This is a genomic window from Candidatus Pantoea bituminis (assembly GCF_018842675.1).
GTDB classification, from domain to species: Bacteria; Pseudomonadota; Gammaproteobacteria; order Enterobacterales; family Enterobacteriaceae; genus Pantoea; species Pantoea phytostimulans.
Window position 1 is genome coordinate 958,275 of record NZ_JAGTWO010000004.1, and the last position, 22,047, is coordinate 980,321.

Consider the following 22,047-nt stretch of genomic DNA (forward strand, 5'->3'; position numbering starts at 1 on the left):
ACTGGTGCGACTTTCCCTGGCGACTAAGGATGCCAAATGGATGATCAACTGAAGCAAAGCGCGCTCGATTTTCATCAATTTCCTACCCCCGGCAAGATTCAGGTTTCACCCACTAAACCGTTAGCGACGCAGCGCGATCTGGCGCTGGCCTACTCGCCAGGCGTGGCAGCACCCTGTTTGGAAATCGCTAAAGATCCGCTGGCGGCGCACAAATACACCGCACGTGGCAATCTGGTGGCGGTGATCTCCAATGGTACCGCAGTGCTGGGTTTGGGTAACATCGGCGCGCTGGCGGGTAAACCCGTGATGGAAGGTAAAGGCGTCTTGTTCAAGAAATTCGCGGGCATCGACGTGTTCGACCTCGAAATTGATGAGCTGGATCCTGACAAGCTGATTGAAGTGATTGCCGCACTGGAGCCGACATTTGGCGGCATTAACCTTGAAGATATCAAAGCGCCCGAATGTTTTTATATTGAACAGCAGCTGCGTAAACGGATGAAGATTCCGGTGTTCCACGACGATCAACACGGCACTGCAATTATCTGTACCGCCGCGGTGATCAATGGCTTAACCATCGTCAATAAAGCCATTTCTGATGTACGACTGGTGGTCTCCGGTGCGGGCGCTTCTGCTATCGCCTGCCTGAATTTGCTGGTGGCGCTGGGATTGCAGAAGCACAACATTGTGGTCTGCGATTCAAAAGGGGTGATTTATCAAGGTCGTGAAGAGAACATGGCGCAGACCAAAGCGGAGTACGCCATCAAGGACAACGGCAAGCGTAAGCTGGAAGAGGTGATTACTCATGCAGACATCTTCCTTGGCTGTTCAGGACCAAAAGCACTGACGCCAGAGATGGTGGAAAAAATGGCCAAAGATCCGCTGATATTGGCGCTGGCAAACCCGGAACCCGAAATCATGCCACCGCTGGCAAAAGCGGTGCGGCCTGACGCGATTATCTGTACCGGTCGCTCTGACTTCCCTAATCAGGTCAACAATGTGCTGTGCTTTCCCTTTATCTTTCGTGGGGCGCTTGATGTCGGAGCCACGGCCATCAACGAAGAGATGAAGCTGGCGGCGGTGCATGCCATTGCGGCGCTGGCGCAGGCTGAGCAGAGCGATGTGGTCGCGTCGGCGTATGACGATCAGGATCTGAGCTTTGGCCCGGAATATTTGATCCCCAAACCGTTTGATCCGCGCTTAATCGTGAAAATCGCGCCCGCCGTGGCTAAAGCGGCGATGGAGTCTGGGGTTGCGACACGGCCCATTCAAGACTTTGATGCCTATCGCGAACAGCTTACTGAGTTTGTTTATAAAACCAACCTGTTCATGAAGCCGATTTTTTCCCAGGCACGCAAAGCGCCAAAACGCGTGGTGTTAGCGGAAGGAGAGGAAATTCGTGTGCTGCATGCAACACAAGAGCTGGTGTCGCTTGGCATGGCAAAGCCGATTCTCATTGGGCGTCCTAACGTCATTGCGATGCGCCTACAAAAGCAGGGCCTGAAAATTGAGGCGGGTAAAGATTTTGAGGTGGTGAACAATGAATCCGATCCGCGCTTCAAAGAATACTGGAATGAGTATTACCAGATCATGAAGCGGCGTGGGGTTTCACCGGAAGAGGCGCAGCGCGCGGTAATCGGCAATCCCACACTGATTGGGGCCATCATGGTGCATCGTGGTGAAGCCGACGCGTTAATCTGCGGCACTATCGGCGATTATCGTAAGCATTATGAGGTGATTGAAAATGTATTTGGTTTTCGTGATGACGTGAAGGTGGCGAGTGCCATGAACGCATTGCTGCTGCCCAGCGGCAATACGTTTATCGCTGATACCTACGTCAATGAAGATCCAACGCCAGACCAGCTCGCAGATATCACCTTGATGGCCGCTGAAACCGTGCGGCGATTTGGTATTGAACCGCGGATTGCACTGCTGTCGCATTCCAGCTATGGGACCTCCAATGCGCCAGGCGCACGTAAAATGCGTGACGCGCTGGCGCTGATTAAACAGCGCGCGCCAGAGCTAGAAATTGACGGTGAAATGCACGGCGATGCGGCGTTAATTGAAAGCATCCGCCGCGACGTAATGCCGGATAGCCCGCTGAAAGGGACGGCGAACCTGTTGATCATGCCGAACGTCGAAGCGGCGCGTATTAGTTACAACCTACTGCGCGTATCCTGTTCGGAAGGCGTCACGGTCGGGCCGGTGTTGATGGGCATTACCAAGCCGGTGCATATATTGACGCGCATCGCCTCGGTGCGGCGGATTGTCAATATGGTGGCGTTGGCGGTGGTAGAAGCACAGACCCAACCTTTATAACCTGCCTTCATACTTGGCGCTGTCTCTGCATTGGCTGCAAGCAATCATCCGAATCGCTGACATCAGTAAGCGCATCGGAATGATTGCTTTTGCCGCCTTGATACAGCGCCCATTATTTTGGCAGGCTGAGCGCAAGCGAATCGCGCAATGGCAAGCTGGATGCCGTTACTTTCGCGGATTAAGCGAAAGCCAGTCGCGAACGGGTAAGAAATCACGGTACAGCGCCGCTTCTGGCGAATTCGCTTCAGGTTGGTAATCATATTCCCACCGTACCAGCGGTGGCATTGACATCAGGATCGATTCGGTGCGACCGCCAGTCTGCAAACCAAACAGCGTGCCGCGATCCCACACCAGATTGAACTCGACATAACGTCCGCGGCGGTACAGTTGGAACTGGCGCTCGTGATCGCCCCACGGATGATCTTTACGACGTGCCACAATCGGTTGATAGGCGTCAAGAAAACCGTTGCCAACCGCCTGCATGAAGTTGAAACAGTGTTCAAAATCAGGCGCATTCAGGTCATCAAAAAACAGCCCGCCAATGCCGCGCTGCTCGTCACGGTGCTTGATGTAAAAATAGTCATCGCACCATTTTTTGTAGCGTGGATAGACTTCATCACCAAACGGCTGGCACAGATTAAAGGCAGTTTGGTGCCAGTGCAGCGCATCCTCTTCGAAACCGTAAAAGGGCGTGAGATCAAAGCCGCCGCCAAACCACCACACCGGTTCGGCACCCGGTTTTTCGGCAATAAAAAAGCGCACATTGGCGTGGCTGGTAGGAACATAGGGATTGTTAGGGTGGACCACTAACGAAACGCCCATCGCTTCAAAACTGCGTCCCGCCAGTTCAGGGCGGTGTGCGGTTGCCGAAGAGGGCATTTGGTCGCCATGCACATGGGAAAAGTTGACGCCCGCCTGCTCAAATACCGCGCCATTACGCAGCACACGGCTACGTCCGCCGCCGCCGCCTGGGCGTTGCCAGCTATCTTCGACAAATTTGGCACTGCCATCTTCGGCGGCGAGGCGGTGACAAATATCCTCCTGCAGCTGCAGCAGAAAGGCTTTTACGCGGGAAATATCAGACATGCATATCGCTTACTGTTAAAAAATTTGGCGTGATTATACCTAAGCCGGGCGACGATCGTACTCATCAAAGTAGTTGACGATGCCATTGGCGATGGCACTGGCAATTTTTTGCCGAAACGCGCTGGTGCCGAGTAACTGCTCTTCGCGTGGATTAGTAATAAAAGACGTTTCGACCAGCACCGAGGGAATAGAAGGCGATTTCAGCACCGCAAAAGCCGCCTGCTCGGTATGCTGACTGTGCAGATGATGCACAGGGCGAATCTGATCGAGTACGTGTTTACCCAGCGTCAGGCTATTTTTTATGGTGTCGGTTTGCACCAAATCGAACAGAATTTGCTGCAAATAGTGATCCTGCTGCTGCACTTGCGCGCCGCCAATTTTATCAGCGTCGTTTTCTCTTTTTGACAGATAGCGCGCCATGGTGCTGCTGGCCCCGCGATTCGAGAGCGCGAAAACCGACGCGCCGTTGGCATCTGGGCTGGTAAAGCCATCGGCATGAATCGACATAAACAGATTGGCACCGTGTTGATGGGCAATTTCCACGCGCTGATAAAGCGGAATAAAGTGATCGCTGTCGCGCGTCAGACGTACTTCGATGCGCGGATGATCCTGCAACTGGCGGCGCACATTGTTAGCAATTTCGAGCACGATATGTTTTTCTTCAGATCCTTCACCGCCGACCGCCCCGGAATCGATGCCGCCGTGGCCCGGATCGATCATCACGATACGCTTGCCGTTTTTAGCGGATGGAGCCGGCTGCGAGTGACGCGATGAGGCGCGCAGCGTCGTCTCTTGTTCTTTCGCCATTACGCCGCGCGGCGACAAAATGGCCAACGCGATGCCGGAAAGCAACAGTTGGCGGCGGTTGGTCAAATGCTTGAGCAATTTCATGTGCAAATCCATTAGCGTAGCGAGAACAGCGAAAATAGTGCCCAGTGTTATATCGTAACGTTATGCCACTCGCGAGCACGGAACTATTTCAGGGCTTTACTTTGTATTTCAGCTCGCGAACAGAAAAAACCGTTGTTTTTCTCCGCGCTCGGCTTTTCCAGGGTTGCGCAGCGCAAAGAATGCGTGATAATCAGCAAATTGTGCTTAATTGCAGGTAAAGACGATGGAAATCCGCGCCTTCCGCCAGGAAGATTTTGAAGAAGTGATCACGCTCTGGGAACGTTGCGATTTGTTACGTCCGTGGAACGATCCTGAAATGGACATCGAACGTAAGATGAATCACGACCCCGAACTTTTCCTTGTGGCCGAAGTGGGTGGGGAAGTGGTTGGCACGCTGATGGGCGGTTACGATGGTCATCGTGGTGCTGCTTATTACCTGGCCGTGCATCCCGATTATCAGGGACGTGGCTTTGCCAATGCGTTGATGAATCGCCTGGAAAAAAACTGATTGCGCGCGGCTGTCCGAAAATCCATCTGATGGTGCGCGAAGAGAATGATCAGGTGGTGGCGTTTTACGAGAAGCTGGATTACGAACCGGTTGACGTGATGCTGCTGGGCAAACGATTGATAGAAGATCGTGAGTATTAATGTGCTGAAATATCTGCCGGATGAATATGACGGCAAAGGGCAGCTGCGGCTGCCGTTTCTTTTTGGCCGATTATGCTGTTGCTGGCGCGAACCTGGCTGCTGCTGGTGATGGCGGGCGCTTCACGACAACAAGGTAACGATCTCCTGGCGCTATTTTATCCCGATCGACAGGCTTTTTGGATCGGGTTGGCGTTAGGCACACCAGCGCTGCTCGGTATGCTACTGACCGGTTATCGCACCCGCTGGCCGCGCCTGTGGCAATACTGGCGCAACGTGCTGCTGTTATCACTGTGGGTTAATTTGCTGTGGCAAGGTGTTCAGTTCACACAGGGCGATCTACTGAGTTCTCCGCTGCCGCTGCTGTTAACGCTGTTTGATCTGCTGGCGCTGCTCTGGCTCCAGTTCAATACCCGGCTGCGCGACTGCTTTTCACCTGAACATCATCTCGAATAAACTTTTTGCCGCTTTACGACTCCAATCAGTTCCGCCACTGAGCATTTCATTTACTGAGTATTTCATTAACAGGAGTTTGCATGAAAGCTGTTCGTTCCACGCTACTGATTGTCGCCGTTATGCTGAGCGGCTGCGCCAGTTCCGGCTCCGGCGCTAACAGCAGCCAGCAGGTAAGTTGGTGGAATCCGCTGAGTTATCATTGGTCATCGGCGTTGCCGTGGAACTGGTTTGGCGCATCGCTAACCGCTACCGAACAAGGCGTCGGCAGCCTTAATGCCGCGACACCCATGACCGAAAGCGCCATTAAAGAGGGGCTGAACGGCAATTACGACTTGCGTCAGGGCATGCGCGGTCAGAATGGTGAGGTTGTCTCCTTTTGGCAGGCGCTGGATGAAGGCCAGGTTAAGCTGGTGATTTACGGCCAGAGTCGTGTTGAGCGCGTTGAAGTCATGGACGCCAATATCGTCAGCAGCGATGGCAGCAAAATCGGTGATGCTTTCAGCGATAAATACAGCAAAGCCTTCAACAACTGTGCGCTGGCTTCCGGTCTGGATAGTCGGGATGTTGAGTGTCGCGCACCGGCCAGCCAGCATTTACGCTATGTTTATAGCGGTGAAGGGCACGGTCCAGAAGGCTTGATGCCGTCAGACGACACGCTGAAAAACTGGAAGCTGAGCAAAATCATTTGGCAGCGCTGATGCTTTAATCAACTAAAACTGTTCAACAGTGATTCAGTGCAGAAAGGGCTGAATCACTGAACTAACATCGCCGCTGTCTGCAATATCGCCGCATTAAAAGCGCAAAGCCTCACTCCCCGCCAGGCATTACTGAATCCCACATAAACTTTGCCAGTGTCTTATGCTTTTTTCGACTTTGAAATCATCAAACGATATATAAAACCGTTACAGGTTTTCACTGAGTTATAAATAAACTGGTGCCTCAGCGGGCGAGATCCGCATCAAACTTTTTCAGGGTGCCAAATGACTCTTAAAGCGATGAAAAAATCGTTAGCGGTATCGCGTTGTCACTGAGCCTGGCAGGCGCAGCTAACGCAACTGAATTGCTTAACAGCTCTTACGATGTTTCACGTGAGCTGTTTGTTGCCCTGAATGCGCCGTTTGCCACACAGTGGGATGCCACTCACCCCAACGATAAGTTGTCGATCAAGATGTCACATGCGGGTTCATCCAAACAGGCGTTGGCTATTCTGCAAGGTCTGCGCGCTGATGTCGTGACTTACAATCAGGTCACTGACGTGCAGGTGTTACATGACAAGGGCAATCTGATCCCAGCCGACTGGAAAACCCGTCTGCCAAATAACAGTTCTCCGTTTTATTCCACCATGGCGTTTCTGGTCCGTAAGGAAATCCAAAGCAAATCCATGACTGGTCCGATTTAACCCGTAAAGACGTAAAGCTGATCTTTCCTAATCCTAAAACCTCAGGCAACGGGCGTTACACCTATTTGGCCGCGTGGGGCGTAGCGAATAAAGTGGACGGCGGTGATAAAGCCAAAACTGAAGCATTTATGACCCAGTTTTTGAAGAATGTAGAAGTGTTCGATACCGGCGGACGCGGGGCGACAACCACCTTTGCTGAGCGAGGCTTGGGTGATGTATTGATCAGTTTCGAATCTGAAGTGAACAACATTCGCAATCAATATGGCAAAGATGACTACGAAGTCGTGGTGCCAAAAACCAATATTCTGGCGGAGTTTCCGGTGGCGTGGGTCGATAAAAATGTCGAGCACAACAACACCGCAGAGGCCGCTAAAGCTTATCTGAACTTCCTGTACACGCCGGAAGCGCAAAAAATCATCACGCATTATTACTATCGCGTGAGCAATCCACAGCTGATGGCTGAACAGAAAGACCGCTTTCCGCAAACCGATCTGTTCCGGGTTGAGGATGCGTTCGGCAGTTGGGATAACGTAATGAAAACCCACTTCGTCAGCGGTGGCGAACTGGACAAACTGTTAGCGGCGGGGCGTGGATAATGTTTGCAGCTAGCCAAAAACGGGTTCTGCCCGGCTTCGGACTCAGCCTCGGCACCAGCCTGCTGTTCACCTGTTTAATTCTACTGCTGCCGATCAGTGCAGTGATCATGCAACTATCGCACATGACGCTGCAGCAATATTGGGATGTGATTACTAATCCGCAGCTGATCGCGGCGTATAAAGTCACGTTAATTGCAGCCGGTGTGGCATCACTGTTTAACGCCGTGTTTGGCATGTTGATGGCGTGGATTTTAACGCGCTACCGTTTTCCAGGACGCACCATTCTTGATGGCTTGATGGATTTACCCTTTGCGCTGCCAACAGCGGTGGCGGGTTTAACCCTGGCTGGTCTCTTCTCGGTCAACGGCTGGTACGGTCAATGGTTTGCTCAGTTTGATATCAAAATTTCTTACACCTGGATTGGTATTGCCATCGCCATGGCGTTTACCAGCATCCCGTTCGTCGTTCGTACAGTACAACCGGTGCTGGAAGAGTTAGGCCCGGAATATGAAGAAGCGGCAGAAACTTTAGGCGCAACACCGTGGCAGAGCTTTCGCCGCGTCGTGCTACCCGAAGTGGCGCCCGCATTGCTGGCCGGCACCGCGCTGTCGTTTACCCGTAGCCTCGGCGAGTTTGGCGCCGTGATTTTCATCGCCGGTAACATCGCGTGGAAAACCGAAGTGACCTCGCTGATGATTTTTGTGCGTTTACAGGAGTTTGATTATCCTGCGGCCAGCGCTATCGCCTCGGTGATTCTTGCTGCGTCGCTGCTGCTGCTGTTTGGTATTAATACCTTGCAGAGCCGCTTTGGTCGCCGTCTGGGAGGTCAGTAATGGCAGAGATTACGCAAATCAATCGAGCCGACCGTCAGCCGGTGAATTGGGGCAAATGGTTTTTGATTGGCACAGGTGCGCTGATCTCCATTTTGCTGTTAGTGGTGCCGATGGCTTCAATCTTCTACGAAGCGCTCCATAAAGGATTGGGCCTGACTTTCAGCAACTTGATGGATGGCGACATGCTGCATGCCATCTGGTTAACGGTGCTGGTAGCGCTGATTACCGTGCCGGTTAATTTGGTCTTCGGCACGCTGCTGGCCTGGCTGGTAACGCGTTTTACCTTTCCGGGTCGCCAGCTGTTACTGACGATGTTCGATATTCCGTTTGCAGTTTCGCCGGTGGTGGCGGGGCTGATGTATTTGCTGTTCTGGGGCGTTAACGGCCCGGCGGGCGGCTGGCTGGATGCGCATAATATCCAGGTCATGTTCTCCTGGCCTGGCATGGTGCTGGCGACAATCTTTGTCACCTGTCCGTTTGTGGTGCGTGAACTGGTGCCGGTGATGCTGAGCCAGGGCAGCCACGAAGATGAAGCGGCGGTGTTACTGGGCGCGTCCGGTTGGCAGATGTTTCGCCGCGTAACGCTGCCCAATATTCGCTGGGCAATGCTGTACGGCGTGGTGCTGACCAACGCACGCGCAATTGGAGAATTTGGTGCGGTCTCGGTGGTTTCGGGATCGATTCGTGGCGAAACCTATACTTTGCCGCTTCAGGTTGAATTACTGCATCAGGATTACAACACGGTAGGCGCATTTACGGCTGCTGCGCTGTTGACCCTGATGGCGATAGTGACGCTGTTTCTGAAAAGCATTGTGCAATGGCGCTTAGAGCATCAGCACAACCGCTCGCAACAGGAGGAAAATCATGAGCATTGAGATTAAACAGATCAATAAATCATTCGGTCGCACATCGGTGCTGAACGATATCTCTTTGGATATTCTTTCTGGCGAGATGATGGCGCTGCTGGGGCCGTCCGGTTCAGGCAAAACGACGCTGCTGCGTATTATTGCCGGGTTAGAACATCAAAACAGCGGACAAATTCGGTTCCATAACAAAGATGTGAGCACGCTGCATGCGCGCGATCGTCAAGTGGGATTCGTGTTCCAACACTATGCGCTGTTCCGCCACATGACGGTGTTCGACAATATCGCTTTTGGCCTGACGGTGCTGCCGCGCCGCGAGCGTCCTTCTGCAGCAGAGATTAAACAGCGTGTGACGCGTTTGCTGGAGATGGTGCAACTGGCTCATCTGGCAAACCGTTTTCCGGCTCAGCTGTCGGGTGGTCAGAAGCAGCGAGTGGCGTTGGCGCGTGCGCTGGCAGTTGAACCACAAATCCTGCTGCTCGACGAACCTTTCGGCGCGCTGGATGCGCAGGTGCGCAAAGAGTTGCGTCGCTGGCTGCGTCAGTTGCATGAAGAATTGAAATTTACCAGCGTGTTCGTGACTCACGATCAGGAAGAGGCGATGGAAGTGGCCGATCGTGTCGTGGTGATGAGCCAAGGCAACATCGAACAGGTGGGTACGCCAGACGACGTATGGCGCGATCCATCGACCCGTTTTGTGCTGGAATTCCTGGGCGAAGTGAACCGCTTTGATGGCGAAATCCACGGCTCGCAGTTCCATGTGGGTGCGCATCACTGGCCGCTGGGCTACACGCCAGCGCATCAAGGCAAGGTCGATCTGTTCCTGCGTCCATGGGAAATTGACGTTTCTCGTCAGAGCAGCCTTGAAACGCCGCTACCGGTACAAATTTTAGAAGTCAGCCCACGCGGCCATTTCTGGCAGCTGGTGGTGCAGCCGAGCGGCTGGCAGAGTGAGCCTTTCGCGCTGGTGTTTGAAGGTGACCAAACGGCGCCAATCCGTGGCGAACGCCTGTTTGTCGGATTACAACAGGCGCGTCTCTATCAAGACAAAACGCCGCTGCGCGCTGTTGCCTTTGCTCAGAGCGCCTGATATTTTCTTTTCAACATAGGGCGGGAGCGAATCCCGCCCTTTTTTACTTTTCTTCTTTAAAACCTAAACCATTCAAGTCGCAGGAAGGCGGCAAGCGAGTTAGCTGACGGAAGCCACTGGCTGGAATCAGCATGGGCAAAAAACGCGTTTGTGACTTGGATATAAAAGGTTTTTTTCCGGGAAATGCACCGTGACAACTCTCGAAAATACCATCGGCAACACGCCGTTGATTAAATTGCAGCGCCTCACACCCGCCAACGGCAGCGAAGTTTGGCTTAAACTGGAAGGCAATAATCCCGCTGGCTCGGTGAAAGACCGCGCCGCTTGGTCGATGATTAATCAGGCCGAATTGCGTGGGGATATTAAACCAGGCGATCGCTTGATAGAAGCCACCAGCGGTAATACCGGTATCGCTTTAGCGATGATTGCCGCCATGAAAGGTTATGCGCTGCGTCTGCTGATGCCCGAAAACATGAGTCAGGAACGGCAAGATGCGATGCGTGCTTACGGTGCGGAGTTAATATTAGTTAGCCGCGAGCAGGGCATGGAGGGGGCGCGTGATTTAGCGCAGGAAATGGCTGCACGCGGCGAGGGTAGGGTGCTCGATCAGTTCAACAATCCTGATAATCCGCTGGGTCATTACCAAACTACCGGCCCGGAGTTGTGGCAACAATCACACCAACGCATGACCCATTTTGTTTCCAGCATGGGCACCACGGGTACTATTACCGGTGTGGGACGTTACCTCAAAGAACATAAAACCGGTGTGCAAGTGATTGGTCTGCAGCCAAGCGAGGGCAGCAGTATTCCCGGTATCCGCCGTTGGCCTTTAGCGTATCTGCCTGGTATTTATCGTCCCGATTTAGTGGATGATGTGATGGACATGTCGCAGCAGGAAGCCGAAGAAACCATGCGTGCGCTGGCAAGAAAAGAAGGCATTTTCTGTGGCGTAAGCTCAGGTGGCGCAGTAGCCGGCGCCTTACGCATTGCCGCTGCGCATCCTGGCAGCGTCGTGGTCGCGATTATTTGCGATCGTGGCGATCGTTACCTTTCAACCGGCATTTATCGCTAATTTCCCGCTTTCTAAAAAGGCTTGTTGGCTCAATTAGGGCCAACAAGCCTTTTTTGTCTATAGTCAGCTTGAGAATCTTCTGGCGCTAAATCCGTAAGGATCGCGTAAAACCAGCTGCGTCCGAAGCTAGTTCAGGACAGAATAGCCGCAATTTTGTACGAGAGATAAAAATGAAAATTCTGCTTGTTGATGACGATTTAGAACTGGGCACCATGTTGAGCCAATATCTGATTACGGAAGGCTTTGATGCACATCTGGTTTTAACCGGAAGTGCGGGTGTTGAAGGCGCGCTTTCTGGGCAATATACCGCCATTATTCTCGATATCATGCTGCCAGACATGAGCGGCATAGATGTGTTACGCCAGATCCGCCAGAACAGCCGCATGCCAGTGATCATGCTAACCGCCAAGGGCGATAATATTGATCGCGTTATTGGCCTGGAAATGGGCGCTGACGATTATGTACCCAAGCCATGCTATCCGCGCGAGCTGGTTGCGCGACTGCGCGCCGTGCTGCGTCGCTTTGAAGAGCAGGCACCCTTGCCGGATAAAAAGGAGCTGCTGCGCTGGGGCGAGTTGACGCTGAATCCGGCTACGCGTATGACCGAATGGCAGGGCAATGCCTTCGATCTCACGGCCTCAGAATTTAATCTGCTCGATCTGCTGTTGCGTGCGCCCGATCGTGTGGTGTCAAAAGATGAGTTATCAGAGAAGGGATTAGGGCGTCCGCGTGAAGCTTATGATCGCAGCGTTGATGTGCATATCAGCAATATCCGTCAGAAGCTCAGCGCGTTAACCGCAGATAGCGTCAATATTGAAACCGTTCGCAGCATTGGTTATCGCATTCGATGAAATACAGCTATCGCGGACGCATGTTCTGGAAGATCCTCATCGGCTTCTGGGTGGTGTTCGTTATTATTAGTCAGTTGATATGGCTTGGGTTTTCCATTTCGGGTAATCATCATGAACCGCCAGAAGTCATCGCTATTCGTCGTATTGTGAATTTGCAGATGGCCTCGGTAGTTTCAGTGCTTGAGCGCGGTGGTCCAAGCTCGTTGAATGACATGATGGCGGATTGGGAACCCAACGATCGCCAGTTCTTTAAAATCCTTCAGCATGACAAACCGGTACAAGGTGAAATGTTGCCGGAAGGATTTAACCCACCCTTTGAAGGGCATATTCCTGATGTGATTGTGCGCTGGGTAAAAGGCGCAGACGGTAAACAGTATGAGCTGCGCTACGACGTCAAAGGCATGCGCGAAGATAGCCGAATGGATATGCCGCACAGTATTCTGAATATCCCTACACCGATGTTTATTTTCGCCGGCGCGGTAGGGTTGCTGTTCAGTTTGCTGTTGGCGTGGAACCTGACACGGCCAATGCGTCAACTGCGGGAAGGATTCTCCCGCGTCGCAGACGGCGATTTAAGCGTGCGACTCTATCCGATAATGCGTAAGCGCCATGACGAACTTTCAAGCGTGGCGCAGGCGTTTGACGCGATGGTAGAGCGGCTTGATACGCTGGTGCGTACCCGCGAAGAGTTGCTGCATGATATTTCGCATGAGTTGCGTTCACCGCTGGCGCGCTTGCAGTTGGCAACCGGCTTGGCGCGACAAACGCCTGAAAGCGTTAACGCATCGCTGGATCGCATTGATGAAGAGGCGCGGCGGCTGGATAAAATGATCGGCGAGCTGCTTACGCTCTCGCGCGCTGAGCATGAAAGCATGCCGGATGAGCAGTACTTTGATCTGACCGGACTGCTGCATGCCGTGGTGACGGATGTGCGTTATGAAGCGCAGATTCCTGGCGTGAAAGTTGATTTTTTTGTCGATGAAAATGCAGATTATACCGTGCGCGGCAATGCTGAGTTGGTTCGGCGCGGGGTGGAGAACGTGTTACGAAACGCGCTGCGCTTTTCAATGAAGGGACAACATATTGAGGTGCGTTTGCAGGCCGAAAACCAATGGTTGGCGATTCGCGTCTGCGATCAAGGGCCGGGCGTTGATGAAGAGAAACTCTCTAGCATCTTCGATCCCTTTGTTCGGGTAAATTCACCGCTGATGGGCAAAGGATATGGTTTAGGACTGGCGATCGTCCGCAAAGTCGTTCTGGCGCATCATGGTGAAATCAAAGCGCTGAATCGCCCAGAGGGCGGGTTGGAATTAACGATTCGCCTACCGCGTTGGCAGCTCTAAAATTCTCTTTGCTGCGTTAACCAGGCACAAAGCGTAGTCACGCTTTATTATGAACAAAAACGGCACCCGAAGGTGCCGTTTTTCAATTCTGATGTCGCTTACTTCTTAATGCGAATCACCGGCGTTTCGCCTACGGTGACCTGGCCAGTCAGCTTGATCATTTCCTTGATCTCATCCATGTTGGAGATGACAACAGGTGTAAGGGTTGATTTTGCTTTCTCTTCCAGCAACGGTAAATCGAACTCAATAATCACATCGCCTTTTTTGACCAGCTGGCCTTCTTCAGCGATACGTTTGAAGCCTTCACCTTTCAGTTCAACCGTGTCGATGCCGAAGTGAACAAACAGCTCGATACCATTTTCAGACTCGATTGAAAAAGCGTGGTTAGTTTCAAAAATCTTGCCGATTTTGCCATCAACCGGTGCAACCATTTTGTTGCCGCTCGGTTTGATTGCGATTCCATCGCCTACAATTTTTTCAGCAAACACCACATCTGGTACGTCTTCAATGTTCACGATTTCGCCTGACAGAGGCGCTACGATGTCAATTGTCCCAGCGCTATCTGTTTTATCGCCAAAAAGTTTAGAAAACAAACCCATGATCTTCTCCTAAGCAGTAATTTGGGGCCAGCATCTAGCGGATCAGCAGAGTGTTTTTTCTTTGATGAACTTGTTAACCAGGTTCATTAAATCTTCCGCTGTAGGTTGAGCCAGAGCCTGCTCCGCCAACTCCTTCGCATCTTCAAAATTCGTATTACGAATAATTTTCTTGATGCTTGGGATAGAAATGGCACTCATGCTGAATTCGTCCAGCCCCATTCCCAGTAACAGTAGTGTAGCACGTTCGTCACCTGCCAGCTCACCACACATGCCAGTCCACTTGCCTTCAGCATGAGAAGCATCAATGACTTGCTTGATTAAGTTCAGCACGGACGGCGTCATTGGGTTATACAGGTGCGATATCAAATCATTACCACGATCAACCGCCAGAGTATACTGCGTCAGATCGTTTGTCCCAATACTGAAGAAATCGACTTCCTTCGCCAGATGACGCGCAATGACCGCAGAAGCGGGTGTTTCGACCATAATGCCGACTTCAATGGTCTCATCAAATGCTTTGCCTTCTTCACGCAATTGCGCTTTCAGCAGCTCCAGTTCCGCTTTCAGGCTGCGAACTTCTTCAACCGAAATGATCATCGGGAACATGATACGCAGCTTACCAAAAGAGGATGCACGTAAAATAGCGCGCAGCTGCGCATGCAGAATCTCTTTGCGATCCATAGCAATACGAATGGCGCGCCAGCCGAGGAAGGGGTTTTCTTCTTTCGGCAGGTTCATGTAAGGCAGATCTTTGTCACCGCCGATATCCATGGTACGCACAATTACCGCTTGCGAACCCATGCCTTCAGCGACAGCTTTATACGCTTGGAATTGCTCTTCTTCGGTTGGCAGTGAATCGCGGTCCATAAACAAGAATTCAGTACGATACAGGCCTACGCCTTCAGCACCGTTACGCTCGGCACCGGCGATATCGCGTACCGTACCGATGTTGGCGCAAACTTCAACCTGATGTCCATCCAGCGTGATAGCAGGCAGATCTTTCAGTTTGGCTAATTCATGTTTTTCAGAGAGATATTGTGTTTGAACGGCTTTCAGCTCATCCAGTTTTGCTTCATCTGGATTGACATAAATGGTGTTATTTACGCCATCAATGATCAGGAAATCGCCGTTTTTGACTGAAGTAGTAACATTACCAGTACCCACAATCGCTGGGATCTCAAGAGAACGCGCCATGATTGAGGTATGTGAAGTACGACCACCCAGATCGGTGATAAAGCCCAGCACCTTTTTCAGGTTTAGCTGCGCGGTTTCTGATGGGGTCAAATCTTTAGCCACCAGAATGGATTCGTCTTGAATAGCACTCAGATCAACAATGTGCAGACCTAAGATGTTTTGCAGTAAACGCTTACCAATGTCGCGTACATCAGCGGCACGCTCTTTCAGGTATTCGTCATCCAGCTCTTCTAACGCTTTCGCCTGGCCATCAATCACCGAATAAGCCGCAGCATCTGCGCTGGCGTGCTCTTTCTTGATGAGGTCAATGATTTCCTGCTCCAGCTCTTCGTCTTCCAGCAACATGATGTGGCCTTCGAAGATGGCAGCTTTCTCTTCACCGAGGGACTCACCCGCTTTGACTCGAATAGCTTCCAGTTGAATGGCCGCTTTGCCGCGTCCTTCGAGGAAGCGCTGAACTTCCTGCTCAACCTGGTCATCAGAAATCTTTTTGCGGTTGATGACGATCTCGTCTTCTTTCAGCAGCAGAGCTTTGCCGAAAGCGATACCTGGTGATGCTAAAATGCCTGAAATCATAACCCTACCTTTTAATCACGATGGCTGATTGACTCTTTGCGGTGCCATTGTCACGGGACACGTACTCTACGGAAGCAATATCGCGGACAAGTTGTCCGCGATCAAGATGTTTGCACTCAATGGCGCAGAGGAGTCAGTTTTCTGAAAGCGAAAAGGAGATTACTCCAGTTCTGCCATCAATTTAACCAGATGCTCAACTGCTTTCTGCTCGTCTTCACCTTCCGCGGAAAGAGTAACAACGGTGCCTTGAGTCAAACCCAGAGTCTGAAGTTTGAACAGGCTTTTTGCGCTCGCTGATTTACCGTTAGAGGTCACGGTGATTTCTGACTGAAAAGCTTTGGCTTCTTTAACAAATTGCGCAGCTGGGCGAGTATGCAGACCGTTTGGCGCGGTAATGGTAACTTCTTGCTGAAACATTCTATTTCCCCAACGTTATCAGGATTGGTGTTATGAATCTAAAGTCTAGCCTGGAGCCAACACTTTAGCCTGTGTAGGTGCGCTGGTATAGCGTCAAGCTGACCAATTAATGCGCATGAATGAGTTATTCATTCCAGAAAAGCATCACAAAACAAGTCGAGGGCTTTTCTGTTTTTAATTATGCCGTGATTCGCCGTTTCGCCAAATCCGTAAATCGATTCAGCTTGATCCATTTCAACAATGGATTAATTTCAGGCATCGAAATAATTGGCTGTCTAAATACCAGAGCCGCATCATTGAAATCAATCTGCAGGGTAGTGAAAGTGAGATCTACACCACAAAAAAGCACCCATTTGGGTGCTTTTTTCGGCAATTTCAGACTATCAGCCTTACTGCTGAAGCTCTTTTTCAGTGAAGAGATCGGCAAACAATGCGGTGCTAAGATAGCGCTCGCCGGAAGAGGGAGAATGACAACAATATTTTTGTTGGCGAAGGCTTCGTCTTCTTGCAGTTTTAGTGCTGCAGCAACCGCGGCACCCGAAGAGATACCTGCCAGAATGCCTTCTTCTTCCATCAGCTTACGCGCCGTACTGATCGCCTCTTCGTTAGAAATGGCAACCACGCGATCAACCAAATCCAAATCAAGGTTTCCTGGGATAAAGCCCGCGCCAATACCCTGAATTTTATGCGGACCTGGTTTGATCTCTTCGCCTGCCAGCGCTTGAGCGATAACCGGTGAATCGGTTGGCTCTACAGCAACAGTAATGAGCTCTTTCTTGCCTTTGGTGTTTTTGATGTAACGACTTACGCCGGTCAATGTACCGCCTGTACCCACGCCGGCGATGAACACATCAACTTCGCCATCGGTATCTTCCCAGATTTCTGGACCGGTCGTTTTTTCATGGATTTCTGGGTTGGCGGGGTTGCTGAACTGCTGCAGCAGCACATATTTATCGGGATCGGTGGCTACGATTTCTTCCGCTTTACCAATTGCACCTTTCATACCCTTGGCGCCTTCGGTCAGCACCAGCGTTGCGCCCAGCGCTTTAAGCAGCTTGCGGCGCTCAACGGACATGGTTTCAGGCATGGTCAGTGTCAGCTTATAGCCACGAGCGGCAGCCACGTAAGCCAGCGCAATACCCGTGTTGCCGCTGGTGGGTTCAACCAGTTCAACACCCGGTTTTAAAATACCGCGTTTCTCTGCGTCCCAAATCATATTGGCACCGATACGGCATTTTACGCTGAAGCTCGGGTTACGGGATTCTACCTTCGCCAGGATGCGGCCGTTACCGATGCGGTTCAGTCGAACCAATGGCGTATGACCAATTGTCAAAGAGTTGTCTTCATAGATCTTACTCATAGCCTGCCCTTAACTGTATGAATTATTGGGAACCCTCAGAGCATACCTTTTCTGCTCCCCTGCGGAAGGAAAGAAATCGCATATCTATATGTCAGGTGGCAATAAGCCCTGAAGAAAAATGCATAAGGCAGGCTGATAAGTTTAACGCAGGTCAGCGCGAACCAGGTCAGCGCGGTAGCGATCGACCCACATCGCCGTGGCGCCACAGACGGCAACCGGCATAATGACAAGGTTAATAATGGGGATCATAGTAAACAGGCTGACCAAGGCGCCAAACTGCATATTGGCCGTTTTGTGCTGGCGTAGCGCACTACGCATTCGCGGGAAGCTGACTTTATGGTTATCGAACGGGTAATCACAATATTGTATCGATAGCATCCACGCGCTGAACAAAAACCACAGCAGCGGCGCAACGGTTTGACCGAAGCCTGGAATAAAGTACAGCAGCAGTAATCCCAAAGCTCGCGGCAGGTAATAACCTAGCTTTTGCAGTTCGCGTTTCATAATGCGTGGAATATCTTTCATCATGCCGAGCCAACCGCTGTCCGGCAGCGGTTTACCGGTTAAACGACCTTCTAACTGTTCGGCCAGCAAGCCGCAAAAGGGGGCAGCAATCAAGTTTGCAATGGTCGAGAAAAAGTAGCTAAACACCAGCACAATGGAAATAACAGACAACGGCCAAAGCAGGTAACTTAACCACTGTAACCAGTCAGGAATCTGTGCCATCAGCGCGGGGATCCAGTTACCGAGGCGATAGAACAGCCATGTAAAGGCGCCCCTAATATCACGATATTGACGAGTAAAGGGATAACCACAAAACGGCGGATGCCTGGCATACGCACCAGCTTCCAACCGCGACTAAAGTAATGCACGCCGTTAAACGATGAGACAGAATTCTCACGATCCATAAAGGCAATTCTCCTGAAGATGTTAAGGCACGAGCATAATAACCTGGCTTTTTCTCATGGTAAGATGCCGTTTGGGTAAAAAAACAGCGAAAAAGCGTGGGCGTCCTACTTATTTGTCAGAAAATACTGCACAGACTTGCACTTGTGTAGCAGGGCAAATACAGTTAGAGGATAAAGTTTGCCGCGGTGGCAAGGTATTGGAACAACAGAGAATACAATGATGCAGGATTTGCGTCTGATATTAATCGTTGTTGGCGCGATCGCCATTATAGCGCTCCTTCTTCATGGGCTGTGGACCAGCCGTAAAGAGCGCTCGTCAGTGTTCCGCGATCGCCCGCACAAACGTCTAAAACAACGTGACGAACATGATGATGAGAACCTGAGCGACGACGATGAAGAAGGCGTCGGCGAAGTGCGTGTGCGCAACGAGCGCCCAAGCCATCAGGAACCGCGTTTTGACACTATTCGTGAGCCACAGCCGGAGGCGCCGCAAAAGCCAGCGCCAACGCAGCCTGTGCGCCAACCTGCGGCACGCCCTGTTGCGCCTCAGCCTGAAAGCGATCCGCTTCTGGCACCCGCGCCGCAGCCAAAACCGCAGCCGCGTCCTGAACCGGTTCCTCAGCAACCTGCTGAGTCGCCGTTCATTCCGCAATCTATTCAGGCCGATCCGCTGTTGGATTTAGATCCACTTGAAGCTGCACAACCTGAACCTGCCTATCAGGCGGAGCCGGAGCCAGAGCCAGAAGTGATTGCTGCGCCTGAACCGGCGAAAGCGCCGGCGAACAAACCGAAAGAAGCAGTTTTAGTGCTGCACGTAGCGGCACATTCTGGTGGTGAGTTAAACGGCGAAGCGCTGTTGCAGGGTATTTTGCAGGCGGGCTTCCAGTTTGGTGAAATGAACATTTTCCATCGTCATTTGAGTCCAGCGGGAAGCGGCCCTGTGCTGTTTAGCCTGGCGAATATGGTGAAACCGGGTTCATTCAATCCCGATGGCATGACTGACTTCTCCACGCCAGGCATCTCCATCTTTATGATGGTGCCGTCCTATGGCGACGCACATCAGAACTTTAAGCTGATGCTGCAGTCAGCACAGCGCATCGCAGACGATGTTGGTGGTGTGGTTCTGGATGATGAACGTCGCATGATGACACCGCAAAAGCTGGAAACTTACAAAGCTCGCATTCGCGAAGTGGTAGACGTTTAGGTTCGACGCGCACAATTAACACACGTTTTTAGCAAACCCCCGCTTGTCGGGGGTTTTTTATCTGATGGGGCTTTATGAAATCTGTTCAGGATCACATCACCGAGCTGCGCACTACGCTGCGCCATCACGAATATCTTTATCACGTTATGGATGCGCCGGAAGTGCCAGACGCTGAATACGATCGCATAATGCGTGAGTTGCGAGCGCTTGAAGAGCAGCATCCCGACCTGATTACACCTGATTCGCCCACGCAACGCGTTGGTGCTGCACCCTTGACCGTATTTGAGCAAGTGCGTCATGAAGTTCCCATGCTGTCGCTGGATAACGCTTTCGATGAAACCAGTTTCCTCGCGTTCAACAAACGCGTGCAGGATCGCTTAAAAAGTAGCGATGATATTACTTACTGCTGCGAACTAAAGCTGGATGGTTTGGCAGTGAGTTTGTTGTACGAAAACGGTTTGTTGATCCAGGCGGCAACGCGCGGTGACGGCACCACTGGTGAGAATATCACGGCTAACGTGCGCACCATCCACGCCATTCCGTTACGTCTCAAAGGCGATAACATCCCGGCACGTCTTGAAGTGCGTGGCGAAGTTTTCATGACGCAGCGCGGTTTTGAGAAGTTGAATAACGAAGCGCGCCGCACCGATGGCAAAGTGTTTGCCAACCCGCGCAATGCAGCTGCGGGCTCGTTACGTCAGCTTGATCCGCGCATTACGGCTAAACGCCCGCTTACCTTCTTCTGCTACGGTTTTGGCTTGTTAGAGGGTGGGGAAATGCCGCACAGCCACATGGAGCGGCTACAACAATTTAAAGCCTGGGGCTTGCCGGTCAGCGATCGCATTCGCCTTGCACGTAATGCTGAAGAAGCACTGGCATTTTACCGCGAAGTCGAGCAGCAGCGTCCGTCGCTGGGTTTTGATATTGATGGCGTCGTCATCAAGGTAGATTCACAGGCGTTGCAAGAGCGTTTAGGTTTTGTGGCGCGTGCGCCGCGTTGGGCGATCGCCTTTAAATTCCCGGCGCAAGAGCAGATGACCTTTGTGCGTGACGTGGAATTCCAGGTGGGTCGCACTGGCGCAATCACGCCGGTTGCGCGCCTTGAGCCGGTCCAGGTAGCGGGCGTGATGGTCAGCAACGCTACCTTGCATAATGCCGATGAGATTGAGCGCCTCGGTTTACGCATTGGCGACAAAGTGGTGATTCGCCGCGCGGGTGATGTTATTCCGCAAGTCGTGAATGTCGTGACAACCGAGCGTCCTGATGATGCGCGTGAGGTGACGTTCCCAACCCACTGTCCGGTGTGCGGCTCCGACGTAGAACGTGTTGAAGGGGAAGCAGTGGCCCGCTGTACCGGCGGCCTGATTTGTGGGGCGCAGCGCAAAGAGGCGCTTAAGCATTTCGTGTCCCGACGTGCCATGGACGTTGATGGAATGGGTGACAAGATCATCGATCAACTGGTGGAAAAAGAGTACGTCAAAACGCCCGCCGATCTGTTCCGCCTTACCGCCGGTAAATTAACTGGCCTTGATCGTATGGGGCCAAAATCGGCACAGAACGTGGTTGATGCGTTGGAAAAAGCCAAATCCACTACGCTGGCGCGTTTCCTGTATGCCTTAGGGATTCGTGAAGTCGGTGAAGCCACAGCGGCGAACCTGGCAGGCCATTTTGGCGATCTGCAGAAAGTCATGGATGCCGATCTGGATGCACTGATTGCCGTGCAGGATGTCGGTAAAGTGGTGGCAGCACATGTGCGCAATTTCATGGAAGAGGAGAGTAACCGGGAGGTTATTCGCCAGCTAACTGATGATATTGGCATTCACTGGCCGCAAGTTGAAGTGGTCAACGCTGAAGAGATCGACAGCCCGTTTGCCGGAAAAACGGTGGTTTTAACCGGCTCGCTCTCACAGATGAACCGTGATGATGCAAAAGAGCGTTTAATTGCGTTAGGTGCCAAAGTAAGCGGCAGCGTATCGAAGAAAACCGACTTGCTGATTGCTGGCGAAGCCGCGGGTTCTAAGCTGGCTAAAGCGCAAGAGCTGGGCATTGAGATCATTGACGAAGCTGAAATGATTCGCCTGCTAGGAGTATAAATTGGACAAACAGCAACTGGTTGAGATTGCCAATACCGCCATGCCGTTCGGCAAGTATAAAGGCCGGATGCTGATCGATCTGCCCGAACCTTATCTGCTGTGGTTTGCCCGCTGCGGTGACTTTCCTTCAGGTCGCTTGGGTGAAATGATGCAGTTCACGCTAGCGATTAAGATTGAAGGTTTAGAAGGGCTGGTGATGCCGTTAAAACGCAGTGAATAAAAAAGCCCGCTTCTGCGGGCTTTTTATTGGTGCCA

At 51.9% G+C, this 22,047-nt stretch carries 16 protein-coding genes and 5 pseudogenes; 14 read left to right on the plus strand and 7 right to left on the minus strand.

The genetic code is table 11. The features are described 5' to 3' along the window. Nucleotides 1-36 precede the first annotated feature (36 nt). Nucleotides 37-2,316 (plus strand): NADP-dependent oxaloacetate-decarboxylating malate dehydrogenase, encoded by a 2,280-nt coding sequence (maeB, locus tag KQP84_RS08270; protein ID WP_215845945.1) that lies wholly within the window; start codon nt 37-39, stop codon nt 2,314-2,316. Nucleotides 2,317-2,481: 165 nt separating this feature from the next. Here the strand turns inward: maeB and hemF are convergent, their stop codons facing one another. Together hemF and amiA are read right to left on the minus strand one after the other, a co-directional pair. Continuing rightward, complete coding sequence (gene hemF, locus KQP84_RS08275; RefSeq protein ID WP_215845947.1) at nt 2,482-3,402, minus strand: oxygen-dependent coproporphyrinogen oxidase; 921 nt, start codon at nt 3,400-3,402, stop codon at nt 2,482-2,484. A 39-nt stretch (nt 3,403-3,441) separates the two neighbouring features. Continuing rightward, a complete protein-coding gene (gene amiA / locus KQP84_RS08280) occupies nt 3,442-4,293 on the minus strand; it encodes an N-acetylmuramoyl-L-alanine amidase AmiA (RefSeq protein WP_215845949.1) in 852 nt (283 codons plus the stop codon). 223 nt (nt 4,294-4,516) lie between these two features. On the opposite strand from amiA, the pseudogene KQP84_RS08285 reads away from it, so the two are divergent. From KQP84_RS08285 to KQP84_RS08330, 10 genes and pseudogenes are all read left to right on the plus strand, one after another. Further along, a pseudogene (locus KQP84_RS08285) lies at nt 4,517-4,941 on the plus strand (GNAT family acetyltransferase). After that, nucleotides 4,937-5,394 (plus strand): annotated as a pseudogene (locus KQP84_RS08290) (DUF2919 family protein). Before KQP84_RS08285 ends, KQP84_RS08290 begins: the two co-directional pseudogenes overlap by 5 nt. A gap of 80 nt (nt 5,395-5,474) precedes the next feature. After that, nucleotides 5,475-6,092 (plus strand): RpoE-regulated lipoprotein, encoded by a 618-nt coding sequence (locus KQP84_RS08295; protein WP_215845951.1) that lies wholly within the window; start codon nt 5,475-5,477, stop codon nt 6,090-6,092. Between the two features lie 282 nt (nt 6,093-6,374). After that, a pseudogene (locus KQP84_RS08300) lies at nt 6,375-7,389 on the plus strand (sulfate ABC transporter substrate-binding protein). Continuing rightward, complete coding sequence (cysT, locus tag KQP84_RS08305; RefSeq protein ID WP_215845953.1) at nt 7,389-8,222, plus strand: sulfate/thiosulfate ABC transporter permease CysT; 834 nt, start codon at nt 7,389-7,391, stop codon at nt 8,220-8,222. The pseudogene KQP84_RS08300 and the gene cysT overlap by 1 nt, the downstream one beginning before the upstream one ends. Next, on the plus strand, nt 8,222-9,097 hold the full coding sequence (gene cysW, locus KQP84_RS08310; protein ID WP_215845955.1) for a sulfate/thiosulfate ABC transporter permease CysW: 876 nt from the start codon (nt 8,222-8,224) through the stop codon (nt 9,095-9,097). The genes cysT and cysW overlap by 1 nt, the downstream gene beginning before the upstream one ends. Further along, nucleotides 9,087-10,175, plus strand: coding sequence for a sulfate/thiosulfate ABC transporter ATP-binding protein CysA (gene cysA / locus KQP84_RS08315; RefSeq protein ID WP_215845957.1), 1,089 nt, complete (start codon nt 9,087-9,089; stop codon nt 10,173-10,175). Before cysW ends, cysA begins: the two co-directional genes overlap by 11 nt. A gap of 190 nt (nt 10,176-10,365) precedes the next feature. Further along, complete coding sequence (gene cysM, locus KQP84_RS08320; RefSeq protein ID WP_215845959.1) at nt 10,366-11,247, plus strand: cysteine synthase CysM; 882 nt, start codon at nt 10,366-10,368, stop codon at nt 11,245-11,247. 170 nt (nt 11,248-11,417) lie between these two features. Beyond that, complete coding sequence (locus tag KQP84_RS08325; protein WP_215845960.1) at nt 11,418-12,098, plus strand: response regulator transcription factor; 681 nt, start codon at nt 11,418-11,420, stop codon at nt 12,096-12,098. Further along, nucleotides 12,095-13,441 carry an ATP-binding protein gene (locus tag KQP84_RS08330; protein WP_215845962.1) on the plus strand — a complete coding sequence of 449 codons (1,347 nt, stop codon included), beginning with the start codon at nt 12,095-12,097 and terminating at the stop codon, nt 13,439-13,441. Before KQP84_RS08325 ends, KQP84_RS08330 begins: the two co-directional genes overlap by 4 nt. Before the next feature lie 98 nt (nt 13,442-13,539). Here the strand turns inward: KQP84_RS08330 and crr are convergent, their stop codons facing one another. The 5 genes and pseudogenes from crr to cysZ form a co-directional block, all read right to left on the minus strand. Then, nucleotides 13,540-14,040 carry a PTS glucose transporter subunit IIA gene (gene crr, locus KQP84_RS08335; protein WP_215845963.1) on the minus strand — a complete coding sequence of 167 codons (501 nt, stop codon included), beginning with the start codon at nt 14,038-14,040 and terminating at the stop codon, nt 13,540-13,542. A gap of 42 nt (nt 14,041-14,082) precedes the next feature. Beyond that, nucleotides 14,083-15,810 (minus strand): phosphoenolpyruvate-protein phosphotransferase PtsI, encoded by a 1,728-nt coding sequence (gene ptsI, locus KQP84_RS08340; RefSeq protein ID WP_215845965.1) that lies wholly within the window; start codon nt 15,808-15,810, stop codon nt 14,083-14,085. Nucleotides 15,811-15,969: 159 nt separating this feature from the next. Next, complete coding sequence (ptsH, locus tag KQP84_RS08345; RefSeq protein WP_003848868.1) at nt 15,970-16,227, minus strand: phosphocarrier protein Hpr; 258 nt, start codon at nt 16,225-16,227, stop codon at nt 15,970-15,972. Nucleotides 16,228-16,616: 389 nt separating this feature from the next. After that, nucleotides 16,617-17,587 (minus strand): annotated as a pseudogene (cysK, locus tag KQP84_RS08350) (cysteine synthase A). Nucleotides 17,588-17,728: 141 nt separating this feature from the next. Then, nucleotides 17,729-18,495, minus strand: a pseudogene (gene cysZ / locus KQP84_RS08355) (sulfate transporter CysZ). 217 nt (nt 18,496-18,712) lie between these two features. On the opposite strand from cysZ, the gene zipA reads away from it, so the two are divergent. From zipA to KQP84_RS08370, 3 genes are all read left to right on the plus strand, one after another. Beyond that, nucleotides 18,713-19,699 (plus strand): cell division protein ZipA, encoded by a 987-nt coding sequence (gene zipA, locus KQP84_RS08360; protein WP_215845966.1) that lies wholly within the window; start codon nt 18,713-18,715, stop codon nt 19,697-19,699. Between the two features lie 74 nt (nt 19,700-19,773). Then, entirely contained in the window at nt 19,774-21,792 is a 2,019-nt protein-coding gene (gene ligA / locus KQP84_RS08365; protein ID WP_215845968.1) for an NAD-dependent DNA ligase LigA, read from the plus strand. A 1-nt stretch (nt 21,793) separates the two neighbouring features. After that, nucleotides 21,794-22,012, plus strand: a complete 219-nt coding sequence (locus KQP84_RS08370; protein ID WP_215845970.1) for a DUF3820 family protein — start codon at nt 21,794-21,796, stop codon at nt 22,010-22,012. Nucleotides 22,013-22,047: the final 35 nt, after the last annotated feature.